We start from the raw sequence: 23675 nt of genomic DNA, 5'->3' as shown, positions 1-23675 counted from the left end.
CCTACTTGCCGAAGCCGGCGAAGGCCGCCCGGATCACGCCGTCGGGGTAGACCTGGAGGCCCTGGATCTGCTTGCTGACGGCGGTCAGGTTGCGCTGCCGGTAGAGGTAGATCAATGCGTCGTCCTGCTGGAGCAGCGTGACCGCCTGCCCGTACAGCTTCCTGCGCTCCTCGACGTCACCGGCCTGGCGGGCCTGGGTCAGCAGGGTGTCGAGCTGCGGATTGCTGTAGCCGGCGACGTTCTGGCTGGCGCCGGTGCCGACGAAGTTCGTGATGTTGGCGTCCGGGTCGATCCGGCCGCTCCACCCCAGTTGCAGCAGCTCGAAGTTGCCGCGGTCCTGCTCGTCGAGGAGCGACGAGTACTCCACCGGGTTGATCTTCAGGTCGAATCCGCCGTCCTTGACCATGGACTGCAACGCCTGCGCGAGACGCAGCGTGTCGGGGGTGTTCGAGGCGAGCATCGTGACCGCGTACGGCGTCTGCACGCCGGCCTCGGCCAGCAACTGCTTGGCCTTGGCCGGGTCGTGCGCCGGGCAGGTCTGCGCCTCGGGTGACGAGAACGTGCTCGCGGGCGAGATCGGGGAGCAGGCGGCGGCGTGCAAACCGTTGAAGACCGCGTCGACCAGGGCCTTGCGGTCGATGGCGTGCTCGAAGGCCTGCCGCACCTTCGCGTTCTGGGCGAGGGGGCGGTTGATGGGCTTCGCCGCGGTGCCGACGCCGTCGACGTTGCCGACGTTGATGGTCAGGCCCTGGTAGCCGAGGGACTGCGACTGGAGGACGGAGACCGCCGCGTCCTGCCGGAGCGAGGCGACGTCCTGGGTGGAGACCGAGTCGGCGACCTGCGCGTCGCCGGAGCGCAGGTTGGCGGCGCGGATGCTGGCGTCGGTGAGGATCCGCCACGAGATTGAGTCCAGGTGCACCTTGCTCGCGTCGTAGTAGTTCGGGTCCCGCACCACCTCAATGGAGTTCTGCGGCACCCGCTTGGCGAACTTGAAGGGGCCGACGCAGACCGGCGCGGAGGCGAAGTCGTCACCCTTGGTCCGCAGCGCCTGGGCACTCATGATCATGCCGGCCCGGTCGGCGAGGGCCCCGAGCAGCGGCGCGAACGGCTGCTTCAGCCGCAGAACGACGGTCTGCGCGTCCGGGGTGTCGACGCCGTCGATGGGGCCGAGTTCGCTCTTGCGCGCAGACCGGGCGTTGGTGAGGTGGCGTTGCAGGGTGGCCTTCACCGCGGCCGAGTCGAACGCCGTGCCGTCCGCGAAGCGCACGCCGGGCCGCAGCGGAATGGTCACCGTCCGGCCGTCGCCGCTCGTGGTGGGCAGGGCCGTCGCGAGCTGCGGTACGACCTGCGCCTGCTCGTTGACGTCGTAGAGCTTCTGGCACATGGCTTGGAAGACGTAGCGGGAGTAGAGGCTTCTCGACAGCGTCGGGTCCAGCGCGTCGGGCTCGGCGGAGAGGGCGATGACCAGCTTCCCGCCCTGCTTCACGGCGGCGGGGTCGGCGGGCGTACCGAACGAATCCTGGCCGGCCGCCTGGTCGCCGCCGGACGGGTCGCCGCCTTCGTTCTTCGACACCGGTGAGCAGGCGACGACCGTGCAGACGACGGCGGCCGCCGCCACGGCGGCCCGGAGTGCCCGGCTGGTTTCGCGGAGGGAGAGGTTCGTCATGGAGAGCTCCTCAAGTGGGCGATTCGGGGAGCGTATGTTGTATACGATGACCGCCGCAAGACCTCAGTGAATGGCTGACCAGGCACCCCTGGCACCCGGAACGAGCCGGCCGGCGATCAGCTCGCGGGCCGGGTCCGGCCGCCCCGAAACAGGCTGAGCAGGACGACCAGCGCGAGCACCGCCACCACCGCGCTGAAGACCTCGCCGGCCGGGCGCAGACCGATCGTCTGGATCAGCAGACCGACCGCGACCGCCGGCACACCGAGCATGGCGAACAGGATGGCGAAGAAGGTCGACACCGCCTCGGCCCGGTGCTGCGGCTCGGTCTTCATCGTGATCGTCGCGATGCCGTCACCGACCGCCACCCCGGACGCGACCCCGATGATCGCCGCGCTGATGAGCAACGTCGCCAGCAACGCCATCCACATGCTGAACGCCAGCAGGCCCGCCCCCACCACCAGGCCGGCGCAGGCGCTGGCCAGTGCGGCACGCGAGGAGAGCACGCGGGTCAGCAGTTGGCCGAACGCCGCACCGGTGAACGCCACGAAGACCACCAGCGCGGCCAGGGTGTGTGAGGTCATGTGCAGGACCATGCCGAGGAACAGCCCGCTCACCGACGTGAGCACCCCGAGGGCGGCGAAGCCCGCGCCGGCGGTGATCGCCGAGCGGATGAAGGCGCCGCGGATGGTCGCCGGCACGTGCAACCGCTGCACCCGCAGGGTCACCGGCGAACGTTCCCGGACCGTCTCCGGCACCCCGCGCAGCGCGATGATCGCGATCACCGCCAGGACCAGCACGATCACCCAGGGCAGCCGGAGCGGTTCGGGTGCCACGTCCGACACGATCCCGGACAGCAGGGTGCCGGTGGCCAGGCCACCCAGGTTCGCGAAGATCGACACGGTGGCGGCACGCTTCGGGTGCCGAGGGTCGATCAGCTCCGCCAACGCCGCTGTCGCCGTACCGATGATCAGTGCGGCGGACAGCCCGGCGAGAATCCGACCCACGATGATCATCGCCAGGTCCACGGCGGCGAGGAAGACGGCGTCAGCGGCGACCGAGAGCAGCAGCGCGATGAGGATGACCGGGCGTCGGCCGATCTGGTCGGAGAGCCGACCGAAGACCAGCAGCCCGACCACGACTCCCAGCGCGTACAGCGCGTAGACCACTGTCACTGTCAACGACGAGAACCCGAACTCCAGCTCGTAGAGCGGGTAGAGCGGCGTCGGCACCGTGGTGCCCACGAGCGTGATCCAGAACGCGAACGCGACCCGTACCGCCCCGGAGGTGAAACCGGACCGTGTCACCCGTCCAGCATGAATCTCGGTCCCGAGTCGAGGTGCGGTAACGGACCTAAACACCCGCATCAGGTGGCCGCGCACGGGCTGACGGTGGGAAGCGGAGCCGCACGGCACCGCTTCCCACCGCGTACCCCTAGGAGTTGTACGCCTGCGCGGTCACAGTGACCTGGCGGGCGAGGCCCGACCGGGCCGGCCAGGAGATCCGCACCTCACGGGTCTCCCCCCGGCAGGAGCCAGAAGTAGTTGTCGTCGTAGCGGCCCGGCAGGACCCGCTCACCGCTCTTGTCGCGCACGGCGAGGCGCACCAGGGCGGCGACCGTACGACCCTGGTTGCGGACCGTCGTGGTGACGGTGTTGCGCCCGTCCACGACGCGTACGGTACTCGACGACGTCGACAGGCGGGTGCTCGGCAGGTCGTTGAGCGCCCGCAACTGCTCGGCCTTGTCGTAGCGCCAGTAGGTGTTCTCCGCCAGCCCGGCGCGGGGGTGCGGGCTGTTTGGGCCTGCCTCTGGAGCTGATGCCGCAAACGATTCCGCTCCAAAGGCGCCGACCAACACCTCCTCACCCCGCGACGCTCCCCGCAGGGCGGGGCGGATCGGAGGTCACGGCGGCAGATCCCATTGGTGCGGCGACGCCGCGACTCCCGGAAGGTCAGCGAGGCGTCGACCCGTACCCGGGATCGTGGCGGCACCGCCGACGGCCGGCAGGTGACCACGGCGCCCGTCGACCACCTGGCCCGGGACGACCGCGCGCCCGACGGTCAGCTCGCCGGGCCGGTCTCCCGGCGGTCGGGGTCCCGAGGGTGGTACTCGGGGCGGAGCTTCGCGCTCGCGAACGCCGCCTTCACCGCCGCCGAGAGCGCGGCCATGTCGTACGCGCCGTGGTGCCGCTGGCCGTTGATGAAGAAGGTCGGGGTGCCGGTGACACCGCTGAGGTCGGCCGAGTCGACGTCCTCGGCGATCCGGTCCACGCCCATCCGCTTCACCATGTGCTCCCGGAACCCGTCCAGGTCCAGGCCGAGCTGTTCGGCGTAACCGAGCACCTCCACGGGATCGAGAGCGTCCTGGTGGGCGAGCAGCAGGTCGTGCATCTCCCAGAACGCACCCTGCTCCCCCGCCGCCTCGGCGGCCTCGGCGGCGAGTTGGGCATGCGGGTGGACGTCGGTGAGCGGCAGGTGCCGCCAGACGTACCGGACGTTGGCGAAGTCCGCCAACAGCTCCCGGACCACCGGCTCGGCCTGCCCGCAGTAGGGGCACTCGAAGTCGCCGTACTCCACCACCGTCACCGGCGCGTCGAGCGCCCCCCGCATGTGGTCGCGGTCCTCGTCGACCGGCAGCATCAGGTCGATGATCCCCTCGGTGACGCCCAGCAGCGCGCGGGTCCGCCGCGCCGGCGAGAGTCGTCCGACGGACCGGAACACCAGCCAGGTGACGACTGACGCGCCGAGGGTCGCCACGAGGATGCCGAACTTCGCCTCGTCCAGGGCCGGGCCGCTCAGGGCGTGGGTGGCGATGAGGAGGGCGACGGTGAACCCGATGCCGGAGATCGTGCCGACGCCCGCGACCGCGACCCACCCGACGGGTGGCCGGAACCGGTTGCCGCTGAGCCGGGTCACCAACCACGCGGTGGTCACGATCCCGGCCGGTTTGCCGACGACGTACGCGACCACGACCCCAAGCGTGACCGGGGAGGTCACCGCCCTGGCCAGCAGGTCGCCGTCGATCACGATGCCGGCGTTGGCCAGCGCGAACAGTGGCACCACCAGGTAGCTCGCCAACGGGTGGTAGAGCGTCTGCAACCGCTCGTTGGGCGACAGCGCCGAGGTGAGCCCGGCCCGGGCCATCCGGGCCAGTTGCGGGGTGGGCTGTTCCCGAAAGAGGCGGAACTGGTCGCTGGCCCGCTGCAGGTCGCCGCGGCCGGGATCGTAGGCGTAGGTCAGCAGCCCCATCACCAGGCCCACAGCGACCGGGTCGACACCGGACATTGAGACGGCGAGCCAGGCCGCCACCCCGAGCAGCGCGTAGACCGGCCCGAACCGCACCCCGCAGCCCCGGACGAGCAGCACCACGCCGAAGATCGCCGCCGCGACGACCAGCGCCGTCAGCGAGGGGTGATGCGGGTACGCGATGGCCAGCACCGCGATAGCCACCACGTCGTCGACGACGGCGACTGTCAGCAGGAAACCCCGCAGCCGTTCCGAGAAGCGTGGCCCGAAGACAGCGAGGGCGCCGAGCGCGAGCGCCGTGTCGGTGGCCATCACCGCACCCCAGCCCGCCGCGGTGGTGTGCCCGGCGTTGATGGCGAGGTAGATGGCGATCGGCACGAGCATGCCGCCGACCCCGGCCAGCATCGGCAACGCCAGGCGACGCCGTTCCCGCAGCTCACCGATGTCGAACTCGCGGCGCAACTCCAGCCCCGCGACCAGGAAGAAGAACGTCATCAGGCCGCTGTTGATCCAGGTGCGCACGTCGTGCGCCACCTGCCAGTCGCCGAGCCGGACCGAGAAGGGAGTGTTCCAGACCGACTCGTACGACGATGCGCTGAGGTTCGCCGAGACGAGGGCCGCCACCGCGGCGATCACCACCACCCGCGCGCCGCCGGTCTCGGTACGCAGGAACGAGCGCAGCGGAGCGTCGAACCGCCGGTCCCAGATGGTTCGGGCGGACCACCCCCGCTGCGTGTTGTCGCTCGTCACGGAAACAATCTTCGTCGCCCTGGACCGTCACGTGGTCCGGATTGCCACTCCTCCTCCGTGAACACGTCTCCTTGGCGGCACCCCTGCCGCGTCGATCTTGCAGTTTCGGTCACCGAGATGCGGGTTTCTGCGTCATATGCCGCGACAGAAACTGCAAGATCGCGCCCCGACTCCGTCGATCATGGAGTTGTGGTGCCTGATTTAGCGCCGTAGCAGGTGCTTTGTTACCCACCACAAGTCCATGATCGACGGGACGGGCGGGGCTTGACGGGCCGCTTGCTTCGCCTAGCGCGACTCCTTGGCGTTCGATCTCTGGGCATGCACGCAGCGCCACTGGTTGGTAGCGTGCCGGTGATGTTGCCGGTTGTCGCCGGCAGCGGTCCCCTGGGGAGGGTCGACGTGTGGGCGGACGACGCTGCGCTCGACGCGGCGGAGCGCCGGCTCGACGAGTGGGAGACGTCGCTCGCCGAGCGGGCGGCACGAGCGAAAGCGATGTCGGCGACGGTGCGGGATCTGACCGGCACCGCCCACGACACCGACCGGACCGTCGATGTCACAGTCGACTCAGCCGGCCTGCTGATCGACCTACGGCTCGACGAACGCGTCCGGCAACGACCCGCGGCGCACACCGCTCGGCAGATCCTGGAGACCACCGCTGCCGCGCGCGCCGACCTGCTTCGACAGGTCAGCGACGCAGCCACGGAGTCATTTGGCGACGACGCGAGCGCCCAGGCCATCATCGACTCGTACCGCAGCCGGCTCCTCCCCGACCAGGGATCGAACGATGCCCGCCGGTGACGGCATCCAGGTCGACCCGGACGACCTGACCGCCCACGCGGCCCACCTCGACCGCTGCGCCAGCAGCCTCGACACCGCCCAGCAGGCAGGCCAGCACGTCCGATTGGGCACAGACGCCTACGGGCAGCTCTGCGCGATGATGCCGGTGCTGCTCGACGGCCTCCAGCGCACCCTGGTCGACAGCATCGGCGCCGCCGCCGCATCGGTACGGGACACCGCCGGCAAGCTGCGGGTCGGAGCCGACCGCTACCGAAGCTCAGACGCCCACGCCAAGCAGCTACTCGACGGGGTGCGGCGACACAGGTGACGTCGAACCCGCTCGTCGCCGCCGCTGCGGACACCCCACCCAGCGCCTGGGCGGGCGTGTGGATCTGCGAGGACATCGAACTCATCGCCCAGGGCGTCCGCAGCGGCAGTTGGATCGACGGCAGCCTCGGCGTCGTGAGCGCCGGCCTGGACGCCCTCGCCCTCGTCTCCGACCCGGTCGGCGCCCTGCTCCAGTACGGGATCGCCTGGCTCATCGAACACGTCAAGCCCCTCAGCGAGGCGCTGGACTGGCTCGCCGGCGACCCGGCGCAGATCACCGCACACGCGCAGACCTGGCGCAACATCGCCGGGTCACTCCGCGACGACGCCGCCGAACTGGCACGCGCCGTGCGCACCGACGTCTCCGGCTGGGGCGGCAGCGCCGGCCCCGCCTACCGGGCCTGGACCGCCGAACAGCAACAGGCCATCACCGGCCTCGCCCAGGGCGCCGACACCATGGCCGCGATCACCGAAGGGGCCGCCGGCCTAGTGGCCGCCGTCCGACTCCTCGTCCGCGACGCCATCGCCGCGTGCGTGTCCCGCATCATCGTGTACGCGGGCGAACTCCTCATCACCGGCGGACTGGCCGCGCCGCTGGTCGTGGAGCAGGTCACGACCTTGGTGGCGTCGTGGGGCGCGCGGATAGCGCGGTTGTTGCGCGGGTTGCTGGCCAGCCTGCGGCGGTTGATTCCGGAGATGCGTCGGCTCGGCGACCTCATCGAGAAACTCAAGCAGGCACTGGAGCGGCTCCTGAAAGGTGAGGCGCCGCCGAGCCGAACCACGCCAGAGCCTGAGCCTCCGCGCGAGAGACCCGGCCATGGCGTGACGGAGCAGCAAAGAGTCCACGATCTCGGCATGGATCCGGCCACCGGGCGATTTCGTCCGGGCGAGGCGGAGACAGCGGTCCGTTTGGAGCAGGAATTGGGCGTGAAGCTGCAGCGCGCTCCGGCAGACTCCTCTGCCGACTGGGTCGACGAAGCCGGTCGGACCTACGATGCGGTGGGCAACTTCCCGGCCCAGTTCTTTGACCGGCAGTGGCCGCAACTGCAGTATCAGATCGAGCGACACTTAGACAAAGCAGACCTGGTGCCGGTGGACGTCGCGCAGTTCAACCCGGAACAAGTGGCCCGTATCGAACAGTTCATTGCGGACCGGAGCCTCGGTCCGCGAGTATTCATCGTGGGGAAGTAATGGCTAGCCTCATCGTGCTGAAACCCGGCGTCGACTGGACCGCGACCGGGGGGTTGTTCGACTGGACGCTGGAGTTCCTGATCTCCCGCCTCTCGGACCGACAGACCGCCGACCGCCTGCAGGAGATCGTCGACAACAACCTCGGGTCGTTGTGGATCGACGATTTACCTGCCCCCGCACAGCAGGAAATTGTCAACCACTGGCGCAACGGGCTGGTGACGGCTGGCGAGCGACAGCTGCCGGAAACCGAGCACAAGGTCGACGTCCTCCGTCGTCTTCAGGAGTTGGTTGACGCCACCTATTCCGCAGGATTCTCCGAGACGCACGATCCTGGGTAGGCCGTCCGACCGCGTACGAAGTCGAGTTCACGGACACTGGTGGCCGCACCGTAGCCACGGTCACGCTCGAAGCCGACCAGGTGTCGCGGTGCGGTGGCCACCGTTGACAGGTGTCCATGCGACCGTATGGCGGGGCGCGGGGGTTAACGTGCGGCAGGTGCGGCGAGCCGCAGGGAGATGTAGTTGCTGCCATTTGGGCCGGGCCGGTGGTCGCCGTCAGGCTTCCAGCCGAGTTTGCCGTAGAAGGACTGTGCACGGGCGTTGCGTTCCCAGACCTCGAGCAGGCCTGTCGTCAGCGAAGCCTCCGTGAGGTAGTCGACAAAGCTGGTGTGCAGGCGTACCGCGATGCCGTTGCCCCAATGGCTGGGCATCACGTGGATCTGGTGAAGCTGCCCGACCGTGCGGGCGTCCTTTGTGGGCGAATTTGGGCGTCCCATACTCAGGATGCCGACGATCTTGCCATCTAGAGTGGCGCACTTCACCACCCGATCTGGTGAGTCGATGGCGCGCGCCCACCCGTCATGGCGTTGCTGCGTCTGCGCCGGGTCGGCGAGGTCGTCGGCGCTGAGTCCTCCGGCGATGTAGTAGGCGCTGCGGGCTTGAGTGTGCACCGCGACTATGCGCTCGACATCTACAAGCGTGGCTTGTCGGATCATCACGGGGATGCCCATACCGTCTACTCCCATCTACTGGTCTCGATCTGTCCTGCTGACTCGAGGCCGACAGGGCTGGCCTTAGCCCCTCAGTGAGGGCAGCTCGCAACGAAAGCCCGAGGCTGGGTGTCGTCAGCCGCTGGTGAGGCGGCCCTCCTGGTCGTACCGGAGGCGACCGCTGGTCAGGGCGACGTGCAGCCCGTACCGGAGCAGCTTGTCGATCTTTTCGGTGCGTCGGCGGTAGCCGAGCCGCTCCAGGCCGGCACGCAGCAGCCGCTCCTCGTCCATGCTCGCTACGCCCTGCAGCGCGTGCACGAGGGCGTTGGCCACCTCCTCGGGTGGCACCTCCTCGAACGCGCGGTCGTTGCTCGCCTGGGTGACCCGGAACCCTCGGTAGGTCTGCGGGTCGACGCCATCGGGCCAGGCGTACCGGCTCACGGTCGGGTGCGTGTAGAGGCGGCGGGAGTCGACGAGGGAGAGTACGGCGGTGCGTCGGTCCTCCCGGGTACGGAGGAAGCCGAACCGGGCGAGAGCGAGGCGTGCCAGCCGGTGCTGCTCGATGGGCCCTTCCGCCTCGATGATGTCGCGGAGCGCGTTCCGCATCAGATCGCGTATCCGCTGGTCGGTGGCCAGGAGTTCGAGGTCGGCCTGGTCTCCGAGCGAGGTTGGGGCGTACGGGACGAATGGGCTTGCCGTGATGGCCTCGGCGGCCGAAGCCACCGTGACCGGCACGACGACGGGTACCACCGACGCACCCCGAAGGGGCTCTTCGTCGACCGCTAGACGCGGCTGCGGCAACTCGGCGGCCGGTGCCGGGCATGGCTGCTCCACGTCCGTTGCGGGGCGCGGCTGCGGCACATCGACGCTCTCTGCGACCGCCGACGACTCGTATTCGGATTGGGCGGTCGTGGGGGTCTCGGCTCGGGTGACCGCGTCGTCAACCCGGTCGAGCAGCGCCGACCGGTCGTGGATCCACGCCGGCAGCCAGAACCGTACGACCTCCGGCCAGCCCATGATCGAGCGGAGGAGCGCGGGTGCGGAGTCCCGGTCGGCCACGGTCGGGCGGGCGCTCCAGTCCGGGCCGTCGAGCATGACGGCCACCTGCCAACGGGAAGAGCCTGGTCTGCGTACGGCGATGTCGACTGTGAAGTCGGAGAGTCCGTGTGAGGTACGGACCTCGTGGCCGCGGTCGCGCAGCGCCGCGGCCACCTCTTCGCGGATCCGGCTGCGCCGCTCGGTGCGGTCGGTGGCGAGGTCGCCCAGGCGTTCCGCGCCGGCGGCGGCCATCTCGCAGTACGCCCGCAGGTGCTGTGTGCCCAGCGCCGACGTACGGGACAGGTCGATGTCGGACGGGTCGAAGGACGAGTAGAGGATTACCTGGCGGCGGGCGCGGGTGATGGCCACGTTGAGCCGCCGCTCGCCGCCGGCCTGGCTGAGCGGGCCGAAGTTCAACGGGAGCTGACCGCTCTCCAGGTTGGTGGAGAAGGCCAGGGAGAACAGGACGACGTCCCGCTCGTCGCCCTGGACGTTCTCCAGGTTCTTCACGAAGATCGGCTCCGCGACCGCGCCGGAGAGGTGCTCGCGGATGATCGGATCGGTGCTCTCCTCCAGCAGGTTGAGGATCAGATCCCGCTGCTGGATGTTGAAGGTGACCACGCCGACGGACTGGGTGGAGGTCGCCGGGTCGTGCAACCGCAGGGTGATGTCCGCGAGGATCGCCAGTGCCTCGACCTCGTTGGTGCGGGATCCGCCCCGGTCGTACCGGCCCTCGACGCGTCGCCAGCTGACGCCCGCCGAGCTCGCGGCACCGGGCGACGGGAGGCTGGAGAGCTTGTTGTCGTAGTAGTAGCGGTTGGAGAAGGCGATGAGGGATTCGTCGTGGCTGCGGTAGTGCCAGGACAGCCACCGTTGCGGCAGTCCCGACTCGACGGCCTCGCTGAGGATGCTCTCCAGGTCCTCCGGCACCGGGCCGTTGCCCTCGTCGATCTCGTCCACGCTGTGGCTGGCCTGCATGATGCTGCTCGGCGGCATCTGCCGGGAGTCGCCGACGACCACCACGGCGCTGCCCCGACCCATCGCGCCGATCGCCTCCGCGACGCGGATCTGCGAGGCCTCGTCGAAGATGACCAGGTCGAAACGTTGGCTCCCCGGCGCCAGGAAGTTCGCCGCGGACGCGGGGCTGACCAGCACGCACGGGGTCAGTGCGAGCACCGCGTCCGGGTACTGCTCGAACAGTTCCCGGAAGGACCGCCCGCCCCGCTTACGGCGCAGCTCCGCCGCGAAGTCGGCGAACCGGCCACGCCGGTCGGTCGGGCTGAAGGGGCGGCGCCGGACCAGCACCGACGGCAACTGTGTCGGCAGCGCGGACCGAAGCTCACCGGCGGCTGCCTCGAACTGGCTGATCTCGTCGTCGTGCAGTTCCGGGTCGAAGTACTGCAGACCGCCGGCCCGTACCCGCTCGGCGAGGGACGCCGCCGCGACTCCCCGCCGGTAGACCTCCTCGGCGAGATGCGCGGGCACCTCGGCGCGCAGCAGCTGGTCCCGATAGTCGGTGAGACCGGCCGAGGCGAGCACGTCGACGTGGGCCAGGACGGTCGCCCATCGGCGCAGCGGGAACAACTCCTCGCTCTGCAACTCGTGCAGCCAGGCCGCGCCGTCGCGCTGCCAGGCGTCGATCCAGTGCGAACCGCCCGCCCACAGGGTCAGCTCCGGCCCGCCCGAGCGCAACACCCCACGCCAGGCCCGCCATCGCGAGGCACATCGGTCGAGCATTGCCGCGTCGACATCGGTGAACCCGCTCTGGAACAGCTCCCAGGCCTGCGGGTGCTGGCTCAGCAGCGTCCGGCCAACCCGGGTCGCCTCGACCGCTTCCGTCAACCGTTCCTGCGCGTTCGGGTCCGTGGGCAACCATTGCGACAGCCGCAGCCCACCGAGCCCCAGCAGGTGTTGGTGGAGCGCGGCGGCCTGCGCTCGGGCGGCGACCAACCGGCCGGTGAGCACCTCCACCTGTTCCACGTCGAGCGTGGCGCCGGCCACCAGATGCACCGCCAACCGGTCCGCGATGGCCTGACGGCGCTTGCCCTTGCCGAACAACCGCTTCGCCGCCTCCTGGGCCTCACCGTGCCAGGCGGTCAGCTCCGGCCGGGCGAACACGTCCGGCCGGAAGGTGGCCAGCTCACCGGCGAAGCCCTGCTGGAAGGCCGCCAGGTTCGCCTGGAACCGGGCCACCGCCTCGTCCCACCGCCGGTCGCTGGCGTGCACTGTGGTCTGCCGGTCCGGCAACATTCCGCGTACGGCGAGCCAGGCGCCCGCCTGCAACTCGCTCACGGTCTCCGGGGCGGGCAGCTTCCGCAGCAACTCGACCAGGCGCCGGTACGCGGCGAGGTCGGCGCGGAGCCGTTCGAGCTCACCGGCGATCTCGGTGACCGCTGCGCCGTGCAGCCCGTCGAGGGTGCGGCAACCGCTGAGCGCCCACGGGTGCGCCGCCCGGAGCCGGGCCGACCGGGCGGCGGCCGGGAACTCCCGCAGTGTCGTCTCGACCTGCGCGCGTGCCGGGGCGGGTGCCTGCAGGTAGGCCACCGGGATCGGGGCGACCGGGCCGTCCCCGTACGCCAGGGTCTGCTCGTAGGCCGACCAGAGTGACATTCCGACGGGGTTGGTGGTGTGCACCTGGGCCGGGTACTCGGTCAGTGGGGCGAGCCGCGTCCGGTAGGCAGTCTCGACGGCCGTCCACGTGCCGTCGCCGCCCTGGTCGTACTGGTCGAGGGCGTCGCGCAACTGCTGGCGGATCGCGTTGAGGGACTGCTTGCGCCCGTGCAGGTCGAGCGCGAACGGCCCGAGGCCGATCTGCTTGAGGCGGCGCTTGACCACCTCCAGCGCGGCCTGCTTCTCGGCGACGAACAGCACCGACCGGCCCGAGCTGACCGCGCGGGCGATCATGTTGGTGATGGTCTGGGACTTGCCGGTGCCCGGCGGGCCTTCAAGAACGAAGGAGTGTCCGCGCTCGGCGCGCACGATGGCCTGCATCTGCGACCCGTCGGCGGGGATCGGCAGGTGCAGGTCCGCCTCGTCGACCATGACCTCGGCGTCGTCGGGGCGGGCCGGATCGTCGAAGGTGGCGCCGGACGACTCGACCAGGTGCCGGACGACGGGGTTCTCCATGAACCGGGGCCAGTGATCGGTGAGGTCCCGCCACATCTGGAAGGTGGAGAACTGCAACAGTCGAAGACTGGCGGTCTCGTCGATGCGGTAGTTGAGCCGGTTGTCGAGCAACCCCGTGTTGATCGCCGCGAGGGTCTTGGCGATGTCGATGCCGCGCTCGTCGAGGACCGGTCGCTCCAGCTCCGGGATTCGCACGCTGTGCTTGACCCGCAACCACTCGATCAGGCAGTAGTTCGGGCTGGCGACCTCGGTGCCGTCGATGATCATCGCGTACGGGCGACGGCCGCTGCCACCCTCGATGCGCACCGGTAGGAGGAACAGCGGCGCGTACGCCTCTCCCCCGGTCGTCTTCGTGTGCACCAGGGTGCCGATGGTCAGGTAGAGGTAGTTGCTGCCCGTCTCCTGCTCCATCGTGCGCGCCTCGCGCTGCAACGCGCGCATCGCCGTCTTGTAGCGGGCGTCGGTGACCGCGCCGTAGACCCGCCGGTCGGTACGCAGCTCCCGGGTCAGGATCTCGGCGTCGAGGTCCTGCGCCCGACGTGACCCGGCCAGCTCGTGGACCTGGCTGATGTCGTCCTGCGGGATGACCTGCACCTGCTTGCCATCGTGGATGAGGTCGTCGAGCAGGGCCAGCGCACCCGCCGGCACGTGCAGGTCCAGCCCACGACCACGCTTGGGCAGGTTGAGCAGCGGGTTACGCAGGCTCAGGTCAAGCAGCGACTTCTTCCACAGCTGGACGCGCGCCGGTGACCCGTCGGACTGCTGCGGGGCCTCCTCGCCCTCGTCGGCGAACTGGCGCAGCTTCGCGGCGGCGACGCCGGGCGGCAGGTCCAGGGACGCTGTTATCTCCGCCGTCGCCTCGGCGTCGACTGCGGCGGGCGTGATCAGTTCGTCGGGCGACGGCAGCGGCTGAATGCCGGAGCGATGGGCCAGGTGGACGTCGACAACGCCCTGCATCCGCTCACCGTCACCGCGGAAGTGGCCGAGCCCGACGCGTACCGCCTCGGTGAATGTCGCCGACTGCGCGCCCGGCCCGATGCGGGTCAGCTCGACCGGCACGGCACGGCCGGAGTCCACCATCGAGATCAGCAGGTTACTTTCGGTCACTGCGGCCGAGCCCAGCCGTTCCTCCTCCAGCAGGAAGCCGCCGAAGGCGTGCCCCGCGCTGATGAAGACGAGCGGGTGCAGCCCGGCCGCCTCCAGACACGCGGCGTACGTGACGGACAGGTCGAGGCAGTTGCCGAGCCGCCCGTCGAGCACCGCCGCTGTCGTCCGTACCTTTTGGCCGGTGTTCTCGAACGACGCCGGCAGAGTCTGGTAGGTGATCTCAAGTTGGCGCAACGCCTCGTACACCGCGCCGGCGATCAGCGCCGCCCGCTCCGAACCCTCCTGGTAGCCCTGCAACGAACCGGAGCCGGTCCGCGCGAGCAGGAGCTGGGCGGCAGCCCGCAGAACCGCCTCCACCGCCCGGGTGTTCGGCTGCACGAAAGCCGCCAGGCTGTCGTACAGGGCAGGGCTGTTGAACCACTCGTTGTGCGCCAGAACTCGTGACGGCGCGACCAGCCGCAGGGTCTGCTCCCCCGCCTGCACCCGGAGGATGTAGTCGACAGGGAACGCCTCGTCGGTGCGGTACAGCAGCACGCGGTCGGGCCTGAAGTCGAGGAAGTCGTCCCAACTCGTGCTGGCCCCGGGCCGCAACGGCGCGGTCAGGGTACGCGTCCACGGCTCGGTCAACGCCCCGTCCGGGCCTCGCAGTTCCAGCGTCACCGTGACATCGGTCAGCGGCACCGCACCTCGGTTGACGAGCGTGAGGTGACGCACCAACGGCACCCGGTTGTGCACCAGGGCGGCGTTGATCGCCGGCTGGACGATCAGCCCAACTTCGAGCTGGTCGTCGTCGGCGGTGAACTGCGCGAAGACGCTGTCGGACATGGGCGTTTCTCCAGGTGGGGAGACCGGGGAGGCCAGCCTAGCGGTCAACCGACCGGTGGAGATGGCCCCGGCCGTACGACGGCCGCGCTGCCGCCTGAGCGTGCTACCCGGGGCGCCGCCGGCTACCGGTACCCACCGGTGGGACAGGGGGTGACCCTGCCTCATCCCCATCGGGCGAATCACCAAGGCGCGAAGTCCGATGCACAGAGCTCAACGGTACTGACGCTGCTGGGCAGCAAGGATCTCCGACCTCACCTCCGTTGGCAGTTCAACCACCTCCACTTCTAGCCCGAACCCGCGCAGCGCCGCGGCAGCCCAGGAACGCGCGGTCGTGAAATGGTGGGCCGCCTTCGGGTCGGAGAGGCAGAGCACCAGGCGCGGCGGGTTCGGTAGCGACGAGGCCACGAACATCAGGCGGAAGGCGTCGGCGAGCACCTTGTGCTTCTGGGCGGACTTCGGCGGCCCCTGGTGTGCCCACGCCTCGACGAGGACGGTCAGGTTCTCGTCCGCCCCGTCGACCTCGACCCGGGACCCGTCCTCCAGCAGGAATCGCCGAGGGTTCAGCGCGCAGCCCAGTCGGACGCCGAGCAGCCCGAGCATCACGCTCTCGGCGTGCCGTTGCACTGCGCTGTCGCCGGCGGTCGGTGCCGGCCGAGTTTCCTGCCGCACGATCGGCGTCGACGTGCCGCCCTCCCCCGGGAGTTCGTTCACGATCTTGCCGGCAGGGCCGACGTATCTGCGGAGCCGACGGCTCTGTTCCAACCGGCGGCACACCTGGTTGATCGTCTGCCGCGGTTGCACGTCGAGCCGTCGGGCAAGTTCGTCGTCGTCGAGCGGCGTCCTGGTGCGCAGCAACTCCTGCACCACCCGCTCCGCGATCGTGAGGCCCCTCATCGACATCTGGTTCCCTTCGACTGGCTCGCTCACGGGCTGGTCGTCTGACTTCCGAACGCGTCGTCCGGCCCGTACGCCGTCCAGCGCCGGTCAGGTGGGCGCAACGGCGTGCCGCGTGAGTAGGCGGCGATACCGGTCATCAGGTTCGACCATGCCTCGGCCCGCCACGTGGCACCCGTCCGGCTGACCAGCAGCAGGCGTCTCCCGTTCCACCAGCCGTGCACCGCCGGCTCACCCTCGGACGCCACTTGGACGTCGGGGAAGTCGCGGAGGGCGTCGAGGGCGTCGATGACCGCCTGACGGGTGGTCCGGCCGCCGGTGACGCGGACGACGGAACCACTGTCGAGCCGGGCACCGGTGAGCCGGTCCACCGCGTCGTGCAACGCCGTGCGTCCCAGGATCCAGCCCAGTTCGGCCACGAAGTCGGTCTGCCCGAACAGCAGACCGAAGGTGTGTCCGCCCAGGCCGGCCGCGTACCGGCGGACCGTCTCCACCGGCACCGCCGCGAGCCATTCGGTCCATTCCACATACGCCTGCCGTAGCTCCTCGAATTGCTCGACGAGTTCGCTGTCCGGCTCGGTCCCGCGGTCGAGACCGCTGCGCAGCGCCACGAGCCCGATGGTGGCGAGGGCCGCGTGCTCGTCGTCCAGGCTCTCCTCCTGGTCCGTCATCCAGAGTTGCAGCACCACCCAGTAGAGGAGGTCGGACCAGTCGGCCGGATCCAGCCAGAGCCCGCCGGCGACCAAGGTCAGCACCAGCCGGCTGACGGCCAGCTTCGCCGGCAGCGACCACCCCTCCGACGCGTCGACCAGTCCTTCGATCTCACGTCGTAACCGGGTGCGCTGGCCTGGCGTGAGCGCGTCCAGCACCGTCGCGACAGGCGCCGCCCGGTCCGGTGAACCCCCCTCCGTCGTCCTCCGCTCCCCCTGGCCGGGCCGCCGCGAAGCGCCGTTGTCCTCGTCCGGATCGTCGAAGATCTCTTCGTCGGTCGGCGTTGGCCGGCTCCGGCCTTCCACGCCGAGGGCGAAACGCAGCAGCGCCGGCCCGACCGCCGCGGTGATCCGACCTTCGACCTGGCGCCGCCGGTTGCTGCCGGGCGGGGTGGCGATGCGGTCCGGGCGGACCGAGGCCAGGTGAGCGAGTGCCTCGACGAGCGCGGCCAGGTGTACCTGGTCGGCGATCACGAGCGGCAGCGACGTGTGTTCCAGCGGGGACGGGCGGTCGATGCGCGACAGCGCCGCAGTCACGTCGGTCACCACCACGTCGCGGATCTCGACGCCCATGTCGGTCGCCATGTGTACGGTCGCGCGCCCACCGGACAAAAGAGACCAGTCGGCCGCCGGGGCAGCGGCGTAGAGGTGGAGTTTGCCGTCGCTGTGTTGGTGGTCGAGCCGCAGCCCGTCGACCATGAGCCATGCCGGGGCCAGCTCCGCGTCGGCGAGAACGGTGGCCTCCACCCGCTCGACGTCGACGCGGACCCCGAGCACGCGGAGGGCCGCCTGCGAGGGGACGCGTTCGCCGGGTTCCCGTACGTGCAGACCCGCCGGCTGCGCCAGGTCCACTTCGTGGGCGGCTCCGGTGTCGATCAACGGGGCCGTCTCGGTCAGCAGGCCGAGCTCGCAGTTGCCACGCGTGGCCATGGTCCTGACCAGGGCGGCCATGCTGCAGTTGGCGCTGCCGGTCAGCGCCCACGACTGGTCGGCCGTTCTCCACTCCACGATCTTCGCGTGATGGTAGCGGCTGCTCTTCGGGGTGGCGACCACGCCCGCCGGCGCGCGTTTGACCACTCCGGCGAGGGCGTCCGGGTCGCACTGGACGTCCCGGGTGAGCAGAAGGTGCAGTTCGGCGGGTCCGAAGCGGTCGACCAGCCGGCGCAGCGCCTCCGCCCGCGGGTCGAAGAACGGGGCGGCGACCGCGAGCGACGTGACGGGCGTCCCCGGCACCGGAAGCTGCTCGATGATCGGACGCGCCGCCGTCGTCACCAGCGTCGGCTGGCCGGGGCCCTGCTCCGCCGGACGGGCGGTGAGCAGCGCCGCGACTCGGTCGAGGCGTTCCCGACCGAGGTTCTCCACCCAGACCGCAGCGGGCAGTCGACTCAGCCAGGTAGCGAGGTCATGGAACAGTTGCGGCACCGTATGGCCTGCGCCGCGCAGCAGCGTCCAGACCTCCGCGTTGTGGTGCCAGCCCGACGGGGTGGCGTTGCCGGACCCGATGGCAACCACGGCGTCCGTCTCGGAAGCGATCACCACGAGCTTCGGGTGGAAGGCCCCGCCTCCCTTGCAGACGACCGGTAGGGCCAGGTAATCGGCCCGGCGGGGCCCCTGGGTGAGCTCGTCGGCGTCGTACAGGATGGTGGTGCGGGCGCGGACGGCCTGCGCCTCCCGCAGGCAGACGTCCTCGAAGAAGGACAGGTCACAGGTGTACGTGAGGACGAGAACCTCTTCGGCGTCGGCGAGCGGTCGGCCGCGCAGCAGCGCCGGCGGGGCGGCTCCCCGCAGGTTCTCCCACGGCGTCACGACGTCACCTCCGTGGCGTGCCGGCCGGGACGCCAGGTGCCGCCATCGTGCGCAACCACACCCAGTTGCTGCATGACGTTGGTGAAGGTCGGCAGCCGGAGGGAGACCGCCCCCCGGCCTTCCCGGCCTTCCAGGCGCCACCGGTCGCCGACGCGGCGCAGGCGGGTGGGCAGGCGCAGGCCATACCGGGTCCACTGCATCTTTTGCCGGCTCACCGATTCGGCGCGTTGGAACAGCGCGGCAGCGAGGTCCGAGACGGCATCGGCCAGCGGGCGTTCGGCGTCGCGATCGAGCCACGCGACGACGTAGCCGGGGCCCAGGTCGTCGGGGAACGTGCCGACGAAGGCGTCCCGGGTCACCGGGTCGAGATGGTCCAGCCGTCGGGCGCCGACGGCGAGCAGCTGCAGCATGCCGAGCACAGTCCAGTCGTCAGCGTCGAGCGCGTCGTCGTACAAGTCGTGCTCGACCGGCAGCGGGGTGCCGGCGTGGTCGATCACTGGAGGGAGGCCGTCGACGAGCGCCTCGCGGACGGTTGCGTCCGGAAGAGCGCGGACGAAATCGGCGATCGCCTGCTCAAGGGTGCCGGTGCTGGACAACGGCGACACCAACCGCGCCCAGATCAGCCGCCACGCCCAGACCGACCAGTTACGCAGAAGCGCACCACGCCAAACGAGGGCATGTGGGTGCAGGTCCTCGCCCACCAACTCCAGCAGCCCTGGCCGGAAGCAGCACCACCGATCCATGGACATGTCGATCGACTCCGCCTCGACCTGCTCGCCGGTGAGCGCCCCCACCAACAGCGCAGCGCTGCGCCGATGGGTTCTGGCGTAATCGAGGTGGCCGCGGTCGACGAAGTAGGCGTTCCGCACGCACGTGCCGTCGGGGGCGTCGCCGATGGTGCAGACGCACAGGTGGCGCAGGGCACCGAGGTCCGCCACGGAGAGCGGCCTCTCCCGTTCCGACACGCTCAGCACCTCGTCGAGGGCAGCGAGCTGGTCGGCGTCGGCCGCCGGCCCGGGCAGGGGAATCCGTCCCCCATCGGTGAGACCGAGCACCGTCTCAATCCCCGCGTACGTCTGCAGATATCCGCCAGGTACTCGGCTATACGCGTCGGCCACTCGACCGACATCGACGGCACGCTGCCGGTCCAGTTCGGGCCGAATCGTGTTCACGCCGTGTGACCCGAAGGATCCCGCCCGTAGGTGGTGGTCGTCGCCGCTCTCGCCGTGCGTAACCGACACCGCGCCCAGCACGACCTCAGCGCGGCGGACCAGCGCGCGGAACTGTCCCAGGTCCGCCTTGTCTGTCCAGCCACGCCGCTGCGCCTCGATCGCGAGACGGGCGTGCAGGGCTAGGTAACGGGCGTGGGGGGTGGTGGTGATAACGCCAGGAATCAGCCCTGCGGCGTGCGTGCCGATCACAGTCTCGACGGCGAGCGGCTGGCGGCCGGTGTCCTCCGGAGTGTCGGGTTTGAGCGTCCACGCTGGACCCTGCATCGCGGTCACCAGTGCTTCCCCGGGTTCTTCGGCTGGTCGACGAGGTCCATCGCGCTACGGAAGCAGACGGACACGACGCGGCCAGCGAAGTGACGGATAGCCGACATGCTTGTGTTGTCAGCGGCGTAGGCGGCGGTTGCTGAGGCCGTGGTGGTAAACGCCGAGCAGACAGCGAATCACCAAGGCGCGCTGCGGCGACATCCTCGATTCCGATGGGTCGGCACGGGCGGGCGAGCTGTTGGCGAAGCTGCGCCAGAGCGGCTATGACGTCACCCACGACGAAGGGCTGGGTCGGTGAGAGTCCCGATCCGGAGAGGGCACGGCGACTGCTTCGCAAGCACCGCTACGCCTGGTGACGTGTCCCGAGCGGTCGGGGGCGCATTGACGGGAAGCCGTCAGAACAACCTCGGGATACGCCCTTCGTCAACCGTGGTGAGCTTGGCGGCTCCCTGTACCGGCAGGACGCCGCTAGCCGCCAGGTCTGCCACGGAGATCAGCCGCCCGACGCAGATGCGATCCAGTAGCTCCAGCTGCCGCGGTTCGGCAGCCACGCAACCGCCGAGCACCGCGAGGATCTCCAGCAGCTCGTCGGTGAGGTCGCTGCTCCAGCGGTTCAGCTCCTCGTCATCCAGCGGGGAGGAGCGACGTCGGTGGCGTTGGTGTGCGCAGCGATAGTTGAACCAGTGCCGGAGAACTCTCATCCCACCGACGTCGTACTCCCAGACTCGACGGTGAACGGGAGCGATGTGCCCGCTGCCGACCAGCAACGTCTCGCTGTCCGTATCCCAGGAGATGCTGTCGGGGAGGGCTCCCGGCTCGTCCGGTATCGCTGCCCGCACCTTCGGCACCGCCTCATCGACGAAGTCGCGGAACGAGGTCGGGCGCTCACCCAGGCTGATCTGCCCGAAGGTGTGCAGCCACAACACCTCACGACCGATCGACACCGCTGCGGCCCAGAGTTCGGTATCCGCGGTCAGCGGCACCCGTACGCCGGGGTGCTGCAGTTCCTCCCGAAACCGCTCGGTGTAGCCGGGGTGGGCGGTGACTGCGGCGACGTAGGCCATCACATCGGTGGCCGCCACCTCGGTACCGAGCGTTCCGGTCAGCATTACGCACAGCTCTGGGACGATGTTGGGCCGGTCGGTCGAGGTGTCGCAGTAGAGCGGGAAGACCCGCCCGCTGCGTCCATTGTAGTGGTGCAGGTCGGGTATCAGCTGGGTGAAGGTGACACCCGGACCGCTGTCGATCGGCTGGCTGTTCTGCTCGGTCAGGTAGATCTGGTGCGGTGACCGGACTGCCCACAGCGGTGGCCGTGGCCTCGCCATGAGCCGGCTGTCCGGCAGCACCCACTGCCGGTCGAAGGAGCGGTAGGCGACCCTTACCGCCGTCGGCGCTGGGCCCGTCTCCGCCGCGAGCGGCCCGGCCGGTTCCGGCAGCCCGGGCAGCGGACGGACGACGCTGTCGAGCGTGAGGTCCGGGGACTCGGGCAGCATCCGGCGACGGAGGTCCTCCCGGGCTTGGATGAACTTGCGCCAGCGGCGGCCGAGGGTGTCGGCGTCTGGGGAGTAGATCCAGGTCCTCCCTGCCGTGACGCCGCGGGACGACTCGGGAAAGAGCTGCTTCAACCCCGGGTAGCGATGCCAGTCGGTGTCGGACTCCGGCAGAAACGGTTCCCGCCAGTCCGCGCGGCACCGCTGCCATCCCGGGTCGGCGAGGCACAGCTCCTGCAACCGCCGGAGCTTGTCTTCCCGCGCGCCGGCCAGGGCGACCGTCCTGACCGTTGCCGGAGTTGTCCGGTCACCCTGGCCGTAGCGGGCGAACACCGCAACGCACAGCTGCCGCCCCACCTCCGGCCCGAAGAGGCGGGTGTGCTGCTGCGGCCGGTTCCCCTCAGGAGAAAGCTCGATGATCCACCCTTCGTCGCAGGTCCGCCGGAGGTACTCCCGCATACCCTCGAAGGACTTGCCCTTGACGAAGCTCGACGGCGTCACGAAGGCCACGATCCCCTGCGGCTCCCCGGGGTGGGCCTCGAAGGCCTTCCACAACGCCCAGCGCCAGAAGCACCACGGCAGCCCGTAGAGGTCCGACTCGTAGCGGCCTCCGCCAGGCACCCGAAATTCGTCGAGTGAGGGCCGATCCGGACGGGTCCCCGGAAGGAGGGGAGCCTTCCGCCGCTCTTCGATCCACGGTGCTCGGCCTCGCGTGTTCTCCACGTGCGGAGGGTTGCCCACCACAACCATGACCGGCATCTCACGCTTGATCCGGTTCGCCTCCAGGCGAGAGCGTTCGATGACCCGGTACGCCGCCCGCAGCCGGCCCTGCTGAGTATCGGGATCTTCCAGCGCGTCGGTGAGGAACCGGTACTCGGATGAGGGAAGTTCGGTGCGGAACTGCGCCTTCATCGCCTGATGCAGCCGAAGTTCGGTTACGGCGTAGGGCGCGGCCTGGATCTCGAAGCCAACGAGGCGCTGTTGAAAGAACTGTCGCAGCCGTGGGCCCCGCGCACCCGCGCCCTGCTTGGCGTCGATCGTCGCCGAGACCGCTCGTAACACCTCAACGAGGAAGGTTCCGGTACCCATGGCGGGATCCACGACAGTGACATCGTGGGCGGCGAACCCCCACGCGCGATCAAAACGGTCACGCAGAATCTCGTCAACAAAGTCGACGACAGCACCCGCCACGGGCTGTGGTGTGTAGAAGGAACCGCTGCGCCGCCGCAGCGTGGGGTCGTAGGTGGACAGGAAGCGCTCGTACAAGTCGGCGTGGATATCGCGCCGCCCATTTTCGATGCTGCTCCAGTCGACACAACCGATAACCCGCGACAAAGTGTCGATCATGCGCAGCTCGTAGGCTGCGTCGTTGTCGGTCAGCACCGCCAGTGCCCGGCCCATGAGCGAGTGCTTCTTGCCGAGCAGACGTGCGATCTCGTGGAGCGGGGTCTCGTCGAAGACGATCCCGTCGACGCGCGCGAGGAGAAGTGCGAATGTGACGGTCTGAGCGTAGGCGTCCGCGAATCCGGCGTCGTCCAGATCGGGGAAAAGTAGCTCGCGCCAGTCGTCTGCGAGCAGCGACAACTCCTCGTGGGCCACATCGCGGGTGGGGTCCGCGAGGATCGCACCGACCTCGTCTCGCAGCAGCCGGCACAGCCCGGCGACGATTCGGATCAGCTGGGCCAGCGTTCGCGGCTGTTCGGGCTGCCACAGCAGAAACTCCTGGATCAGGGCTTCGAACTCCGGCCCGGTCGCCCGCAGCGGGCGCCGACCGCCGGAGAGGTCGCCTTCCAGATGGACGACGGAGCCGGCCAGTTCTCCGTAGGTGTATCGCGCCCAGGCAACGCCGTCGGAATAGAGGACGTTCGGTAGGGCCTTGAGCTTCTCCCACTGCAGGCGCTCACGCTTTGTGGGGCGACGCCAGGTCGAGGGGACCCCGCGCCCGTTGGCCTTCAGTTCGACGTACCCCACGCGAACTCCGCCGACGTCCACAGCGAAGTCGGGGCGCGCGCGCACCACGTCGAGCCGGACCTCTCCGTAGGGAACCGCGTCGACTCCCAGGTGCCGGCCCATACGACGAAGCAACTCTTCCAGAGGACTGCGTAACTGATCTTCGGGATCACCACCCCGACCGGTCTTCTCGGCGACTCGGGCACCGAAGGCAGCCACTGCCTGGGTGGTGGGATCTGGCACCAGCCGTAGCTGACGCTCACTGGAAGGCGTATGACGGCGACGTGCGGG

The 23675-nt window shown here is 69.7% G+C and carries 15 protein-coding genes; 5 read left to right on the top strand and 10 right to left on the bottom strand.

Annotated elements, in window-relative coordinates:
- Position 1: 1 nt before the first annotated feature.
- From ABZU43_RS11970 to nhaA, 4 genes are all read right to left on the bottom strand, one after another.
- A complete protein-coding gene (locus ABZU43_RS11970) occupies positions 2-1666 on the bottom strand; it encodes an ABC transporter substrate-binding protein (RefSeq protein WP_355006520.1) in 1665 nt (554 codons plus the stop codon).
- 116 nt (positions 1667-1782) lie between these two features.
- On the bottom strand, positions 1783-2970 hold the full coding sequence (locus tag ABZU43_RS11965) for an MFS transporter (RefSeq protein ID WP_355006519.1): 1188 nt from the start codon (positions 2968-2970) through the stop codon (positions 1783-1785).
- Positions 2971-3173: 203 nt separating this feature from the next.
- Complete coding sequence (locus ABZU43_RS11960) at positions 3174-3521, bottom strand: hypothetical protein (RefSeq protein WP_355006518.1); 348 nt, start codon at positions 3519-3521, stop codon at positions 3174-3176.
- A 203-nt stretch (positions 3522-3724) separates the two neighbouring features.
- On the bottom strand, positions 3725-5659 hold the full coding sequence (gene nhaA / locus ABZU43_RS11955; protein WP_355006517.1) for a Na+/H+ antiporter NhaA: 1935 nt from the start codon (positions 5657-5659) through the stop codon (positions 3725-3727).
- 354 nt (positions 5660-6013) lie between these two features.
- Between nhaA and ABZU43_RS11950 the strand changes: the two genes are divergently transcribed.
- The 5 genes from ABZU43_RS11950 to ABZU43_RS11930 are packed head-to-tail and all read left to right on the top strand — an operon-like array spanning position 6014 to position 8399.
- The gene (locus ABZU43_RS11950) at positions 6014-6457 is read left to right on the top strand and encodes a YbaB/EbfC family DNA-binding protein (protein ID WP_355006516.1); all 444 of its coding nucleotides are present in this window, start codon (positions 6014-6016) and stop codon (positions 6455-6457) included.
- The gene (locus tag ABZU43_RS11945) at positions 6444-6764 is read left to right on the top strand and encodes a type VII secretion target (RefSeq protein WP_355006515.1); all 321 of its coding nucleotides are present in this window, start codon (positions 6444-6446) and stop codon (positions 6762-6764) included. The genes ABZU43_RS11950 and ABZU43_RS11945 overlap by 14 nt, the downstream gene beginning before the upstream one ends.
- Positions 6761-7954 carry a WXG100 family type VII secretion target gene (locus ABZU43_RS11940; protein WP_355006514.1) on the top strand — a complete coding sequence of 398 codons (1194 nt, stop codon included), beginning with the start codon at positions 6761-6763 and terminating at the stop codon, positions 7952-7954. Before ABZU43_RS11945 ends, ABZU43_RS11940 begins: the two co-directional genes overlap by 4 nt.
- Positions 7954-8292, top strand: coding sequence for a hypothetical protein (locus tag ABZU43_RS11935; protein WP_355006513.1), 339 nt, complete (start codon positions 7954-7956; stop codon positions 8290-8292). The genes ABZU43_RS11940 and ABZU43_RS11935 overlap by 1 nt, the downstream gene beginning before the upstream one ends.
- On the top strand, positions 8265-8399 hold the full coding sequence (locus ABZU43_RS11930; protein ID WP_355006778.1) for a DUF4926 domain-containing protein: 135 nt from the start codon (positions 8265-8267) through the stop codon (positions 8397-8399). Before ABZU43_RS11935 ends, ABZU43_RS11930 begins: the two co-directional genes overlap by 28 nt.
- A 36-nt stretch (positions 8400-8435) precedes the next feature.
- On the opposite strand, the gene ABZU43_RS11925 is transcribed toward ABZU43_RS11930, so the two are convergent.
- The 6 genes from ABZU43_RS11925 to ABZU43_RS11900 all read right to left on the bottom strand — a co-directional run bounded on the left by ABZU43_RS11925 (position 8436) and on the right by ABZU43_RS11900 (position 23603).
- Positions 8436-8963, bottom strand: coding sequence for a GNAT family N-acetyltransferase (locus ABZU43_RS11925; RefSeq protein ID WP_355006512.1), 528 nt, complete (start codon positions 8961-8963; stop codon positions 8436-8438).
- Between the two features lie 114 nt (positions 8964-9077).
- Positions 9078-15038, bottom strand: coding sequence for a DUF4011 domain-containing protein (locus ABZU43_RS11920; RefSeq protein WP_355006511.1), 5961 nt, complete (start codon positions 15036-15038; stop codon positions 9078-9080).
- A gap of 210 nt (positions 15039-15248) precedes the next feature.
- Entirely contained in the window at positions 15249-15932 is a 684-nt protein-coding gene (locus tag ABZU43_RS11915; protein WP_355006510.1) for a hypothetical protein, read from the bottom strand.
- Positions 15933-15961: 29 nt separating this feature from the next.
- Positions 15962-18448 carry a hypothetical protein gene (locus ABZU43_RS11910; protein WP_355006509.1) on the bottom strand — a complete coding sequence of 829 codons (2487 nt, stop codon included), beginning with the start codon at positions 18446-18448 and terminating at the stop codon, positions 15962-15964.
- Complete coding sequence (locus tag ABZU43_RS11905) at positions 18445-19944, bottom strand: hypothetical protein (RefSeq protein WP_355006508.1); 1500 nt, start codon at positions 19942-19944, stop codon at positions 18445-18447. Before ABZU43_RS11905 ends, ABZU43_RS11910 begins: the two co-directional genes overlap by 4 nt.
- Positions 19945-20339: 395 nt before the next feature.
- Positions 20340-23603, bottom strand: coding sequence for a type ISP restriction/modification enzyme (locus ABZU43_RS11900; RefSeq protein WP_355006507.1), 3264 nt, complete (start codon positions 23601-23603; stop codon positions 20340-20342).
- Positions 23604-23675 lie beyond the last annotated feature (72 nt).

Source organism: Micromonospora sp. NPDC005205 (assembly GCF_040608275.1).
GTDB lineage: Bacteria > Actinomycetota > Actinomycetes > Mycobacteriales > Micromonosporaceae > Micromonospora.
Note: the sequence above shows the minus strand (reverse complement) of the source record. Positions and strands in the feature narration are given on the sequence as shown.

Coding starts and splice junctions, on each gene's coding strand:
- ABZU43_RS11950 (WP_355006516.1), top strand. CDS start 6,014: ATGTTGCCGGTTGTCGCCGGCAGCGGTCCCCTGGGGAGGGTCGACGTG.
- ABZU43_RS11905 (WP_355006508.1), bottom strand. CDS start 19,944: ATGCAGGGTCCAGCGTGGACGCTCAAACCCGACACTCCGGAGGACACC.
- ABZU43_RS11970 (WP_355006520.1), bottom strand. CDS start 1,666: ATGACGAACCTCTCCCTCCGCGAAACCAGCCGGGCACTCCGGGCCGCC.
- ABZU43_RS11945 (WP_355006515.1), top strand. CDS start 6,444: ATGCCCGCCGGTGACGGCATCCAGGTCGACCCGGACGACCTGACCGCC.
- ABZU43_RS11925 (WP_355006512.1), bottom strand. CDS start 8,963: ATGGGCATCCCCGTGATGATCCGACAAGCCACGCTTGTAGATGTCGAG.
- ABZU43_RS11920 (WP_355006511.1), bottom strand. CDS start 15,038: ATGTCCGACAGCGTCTTCGCGCAGTTCACCGCCGACGACGACCAGCTC.
- ABZU43_RS11915 (WP_355006510.1), bottom strand. CDS start 15,932: ATGAGGGGCCTCACGATCGCGGAGCGGGTGGTGCAGGAGTTGCTGCGC.
- ABZU43_RS11935 (WP_355006513.1), top strand. CDS start 7,954: ATGGCTAGCCTCATCGTGCTGAAACCCGGCGTCGACTGGACCGCGACC.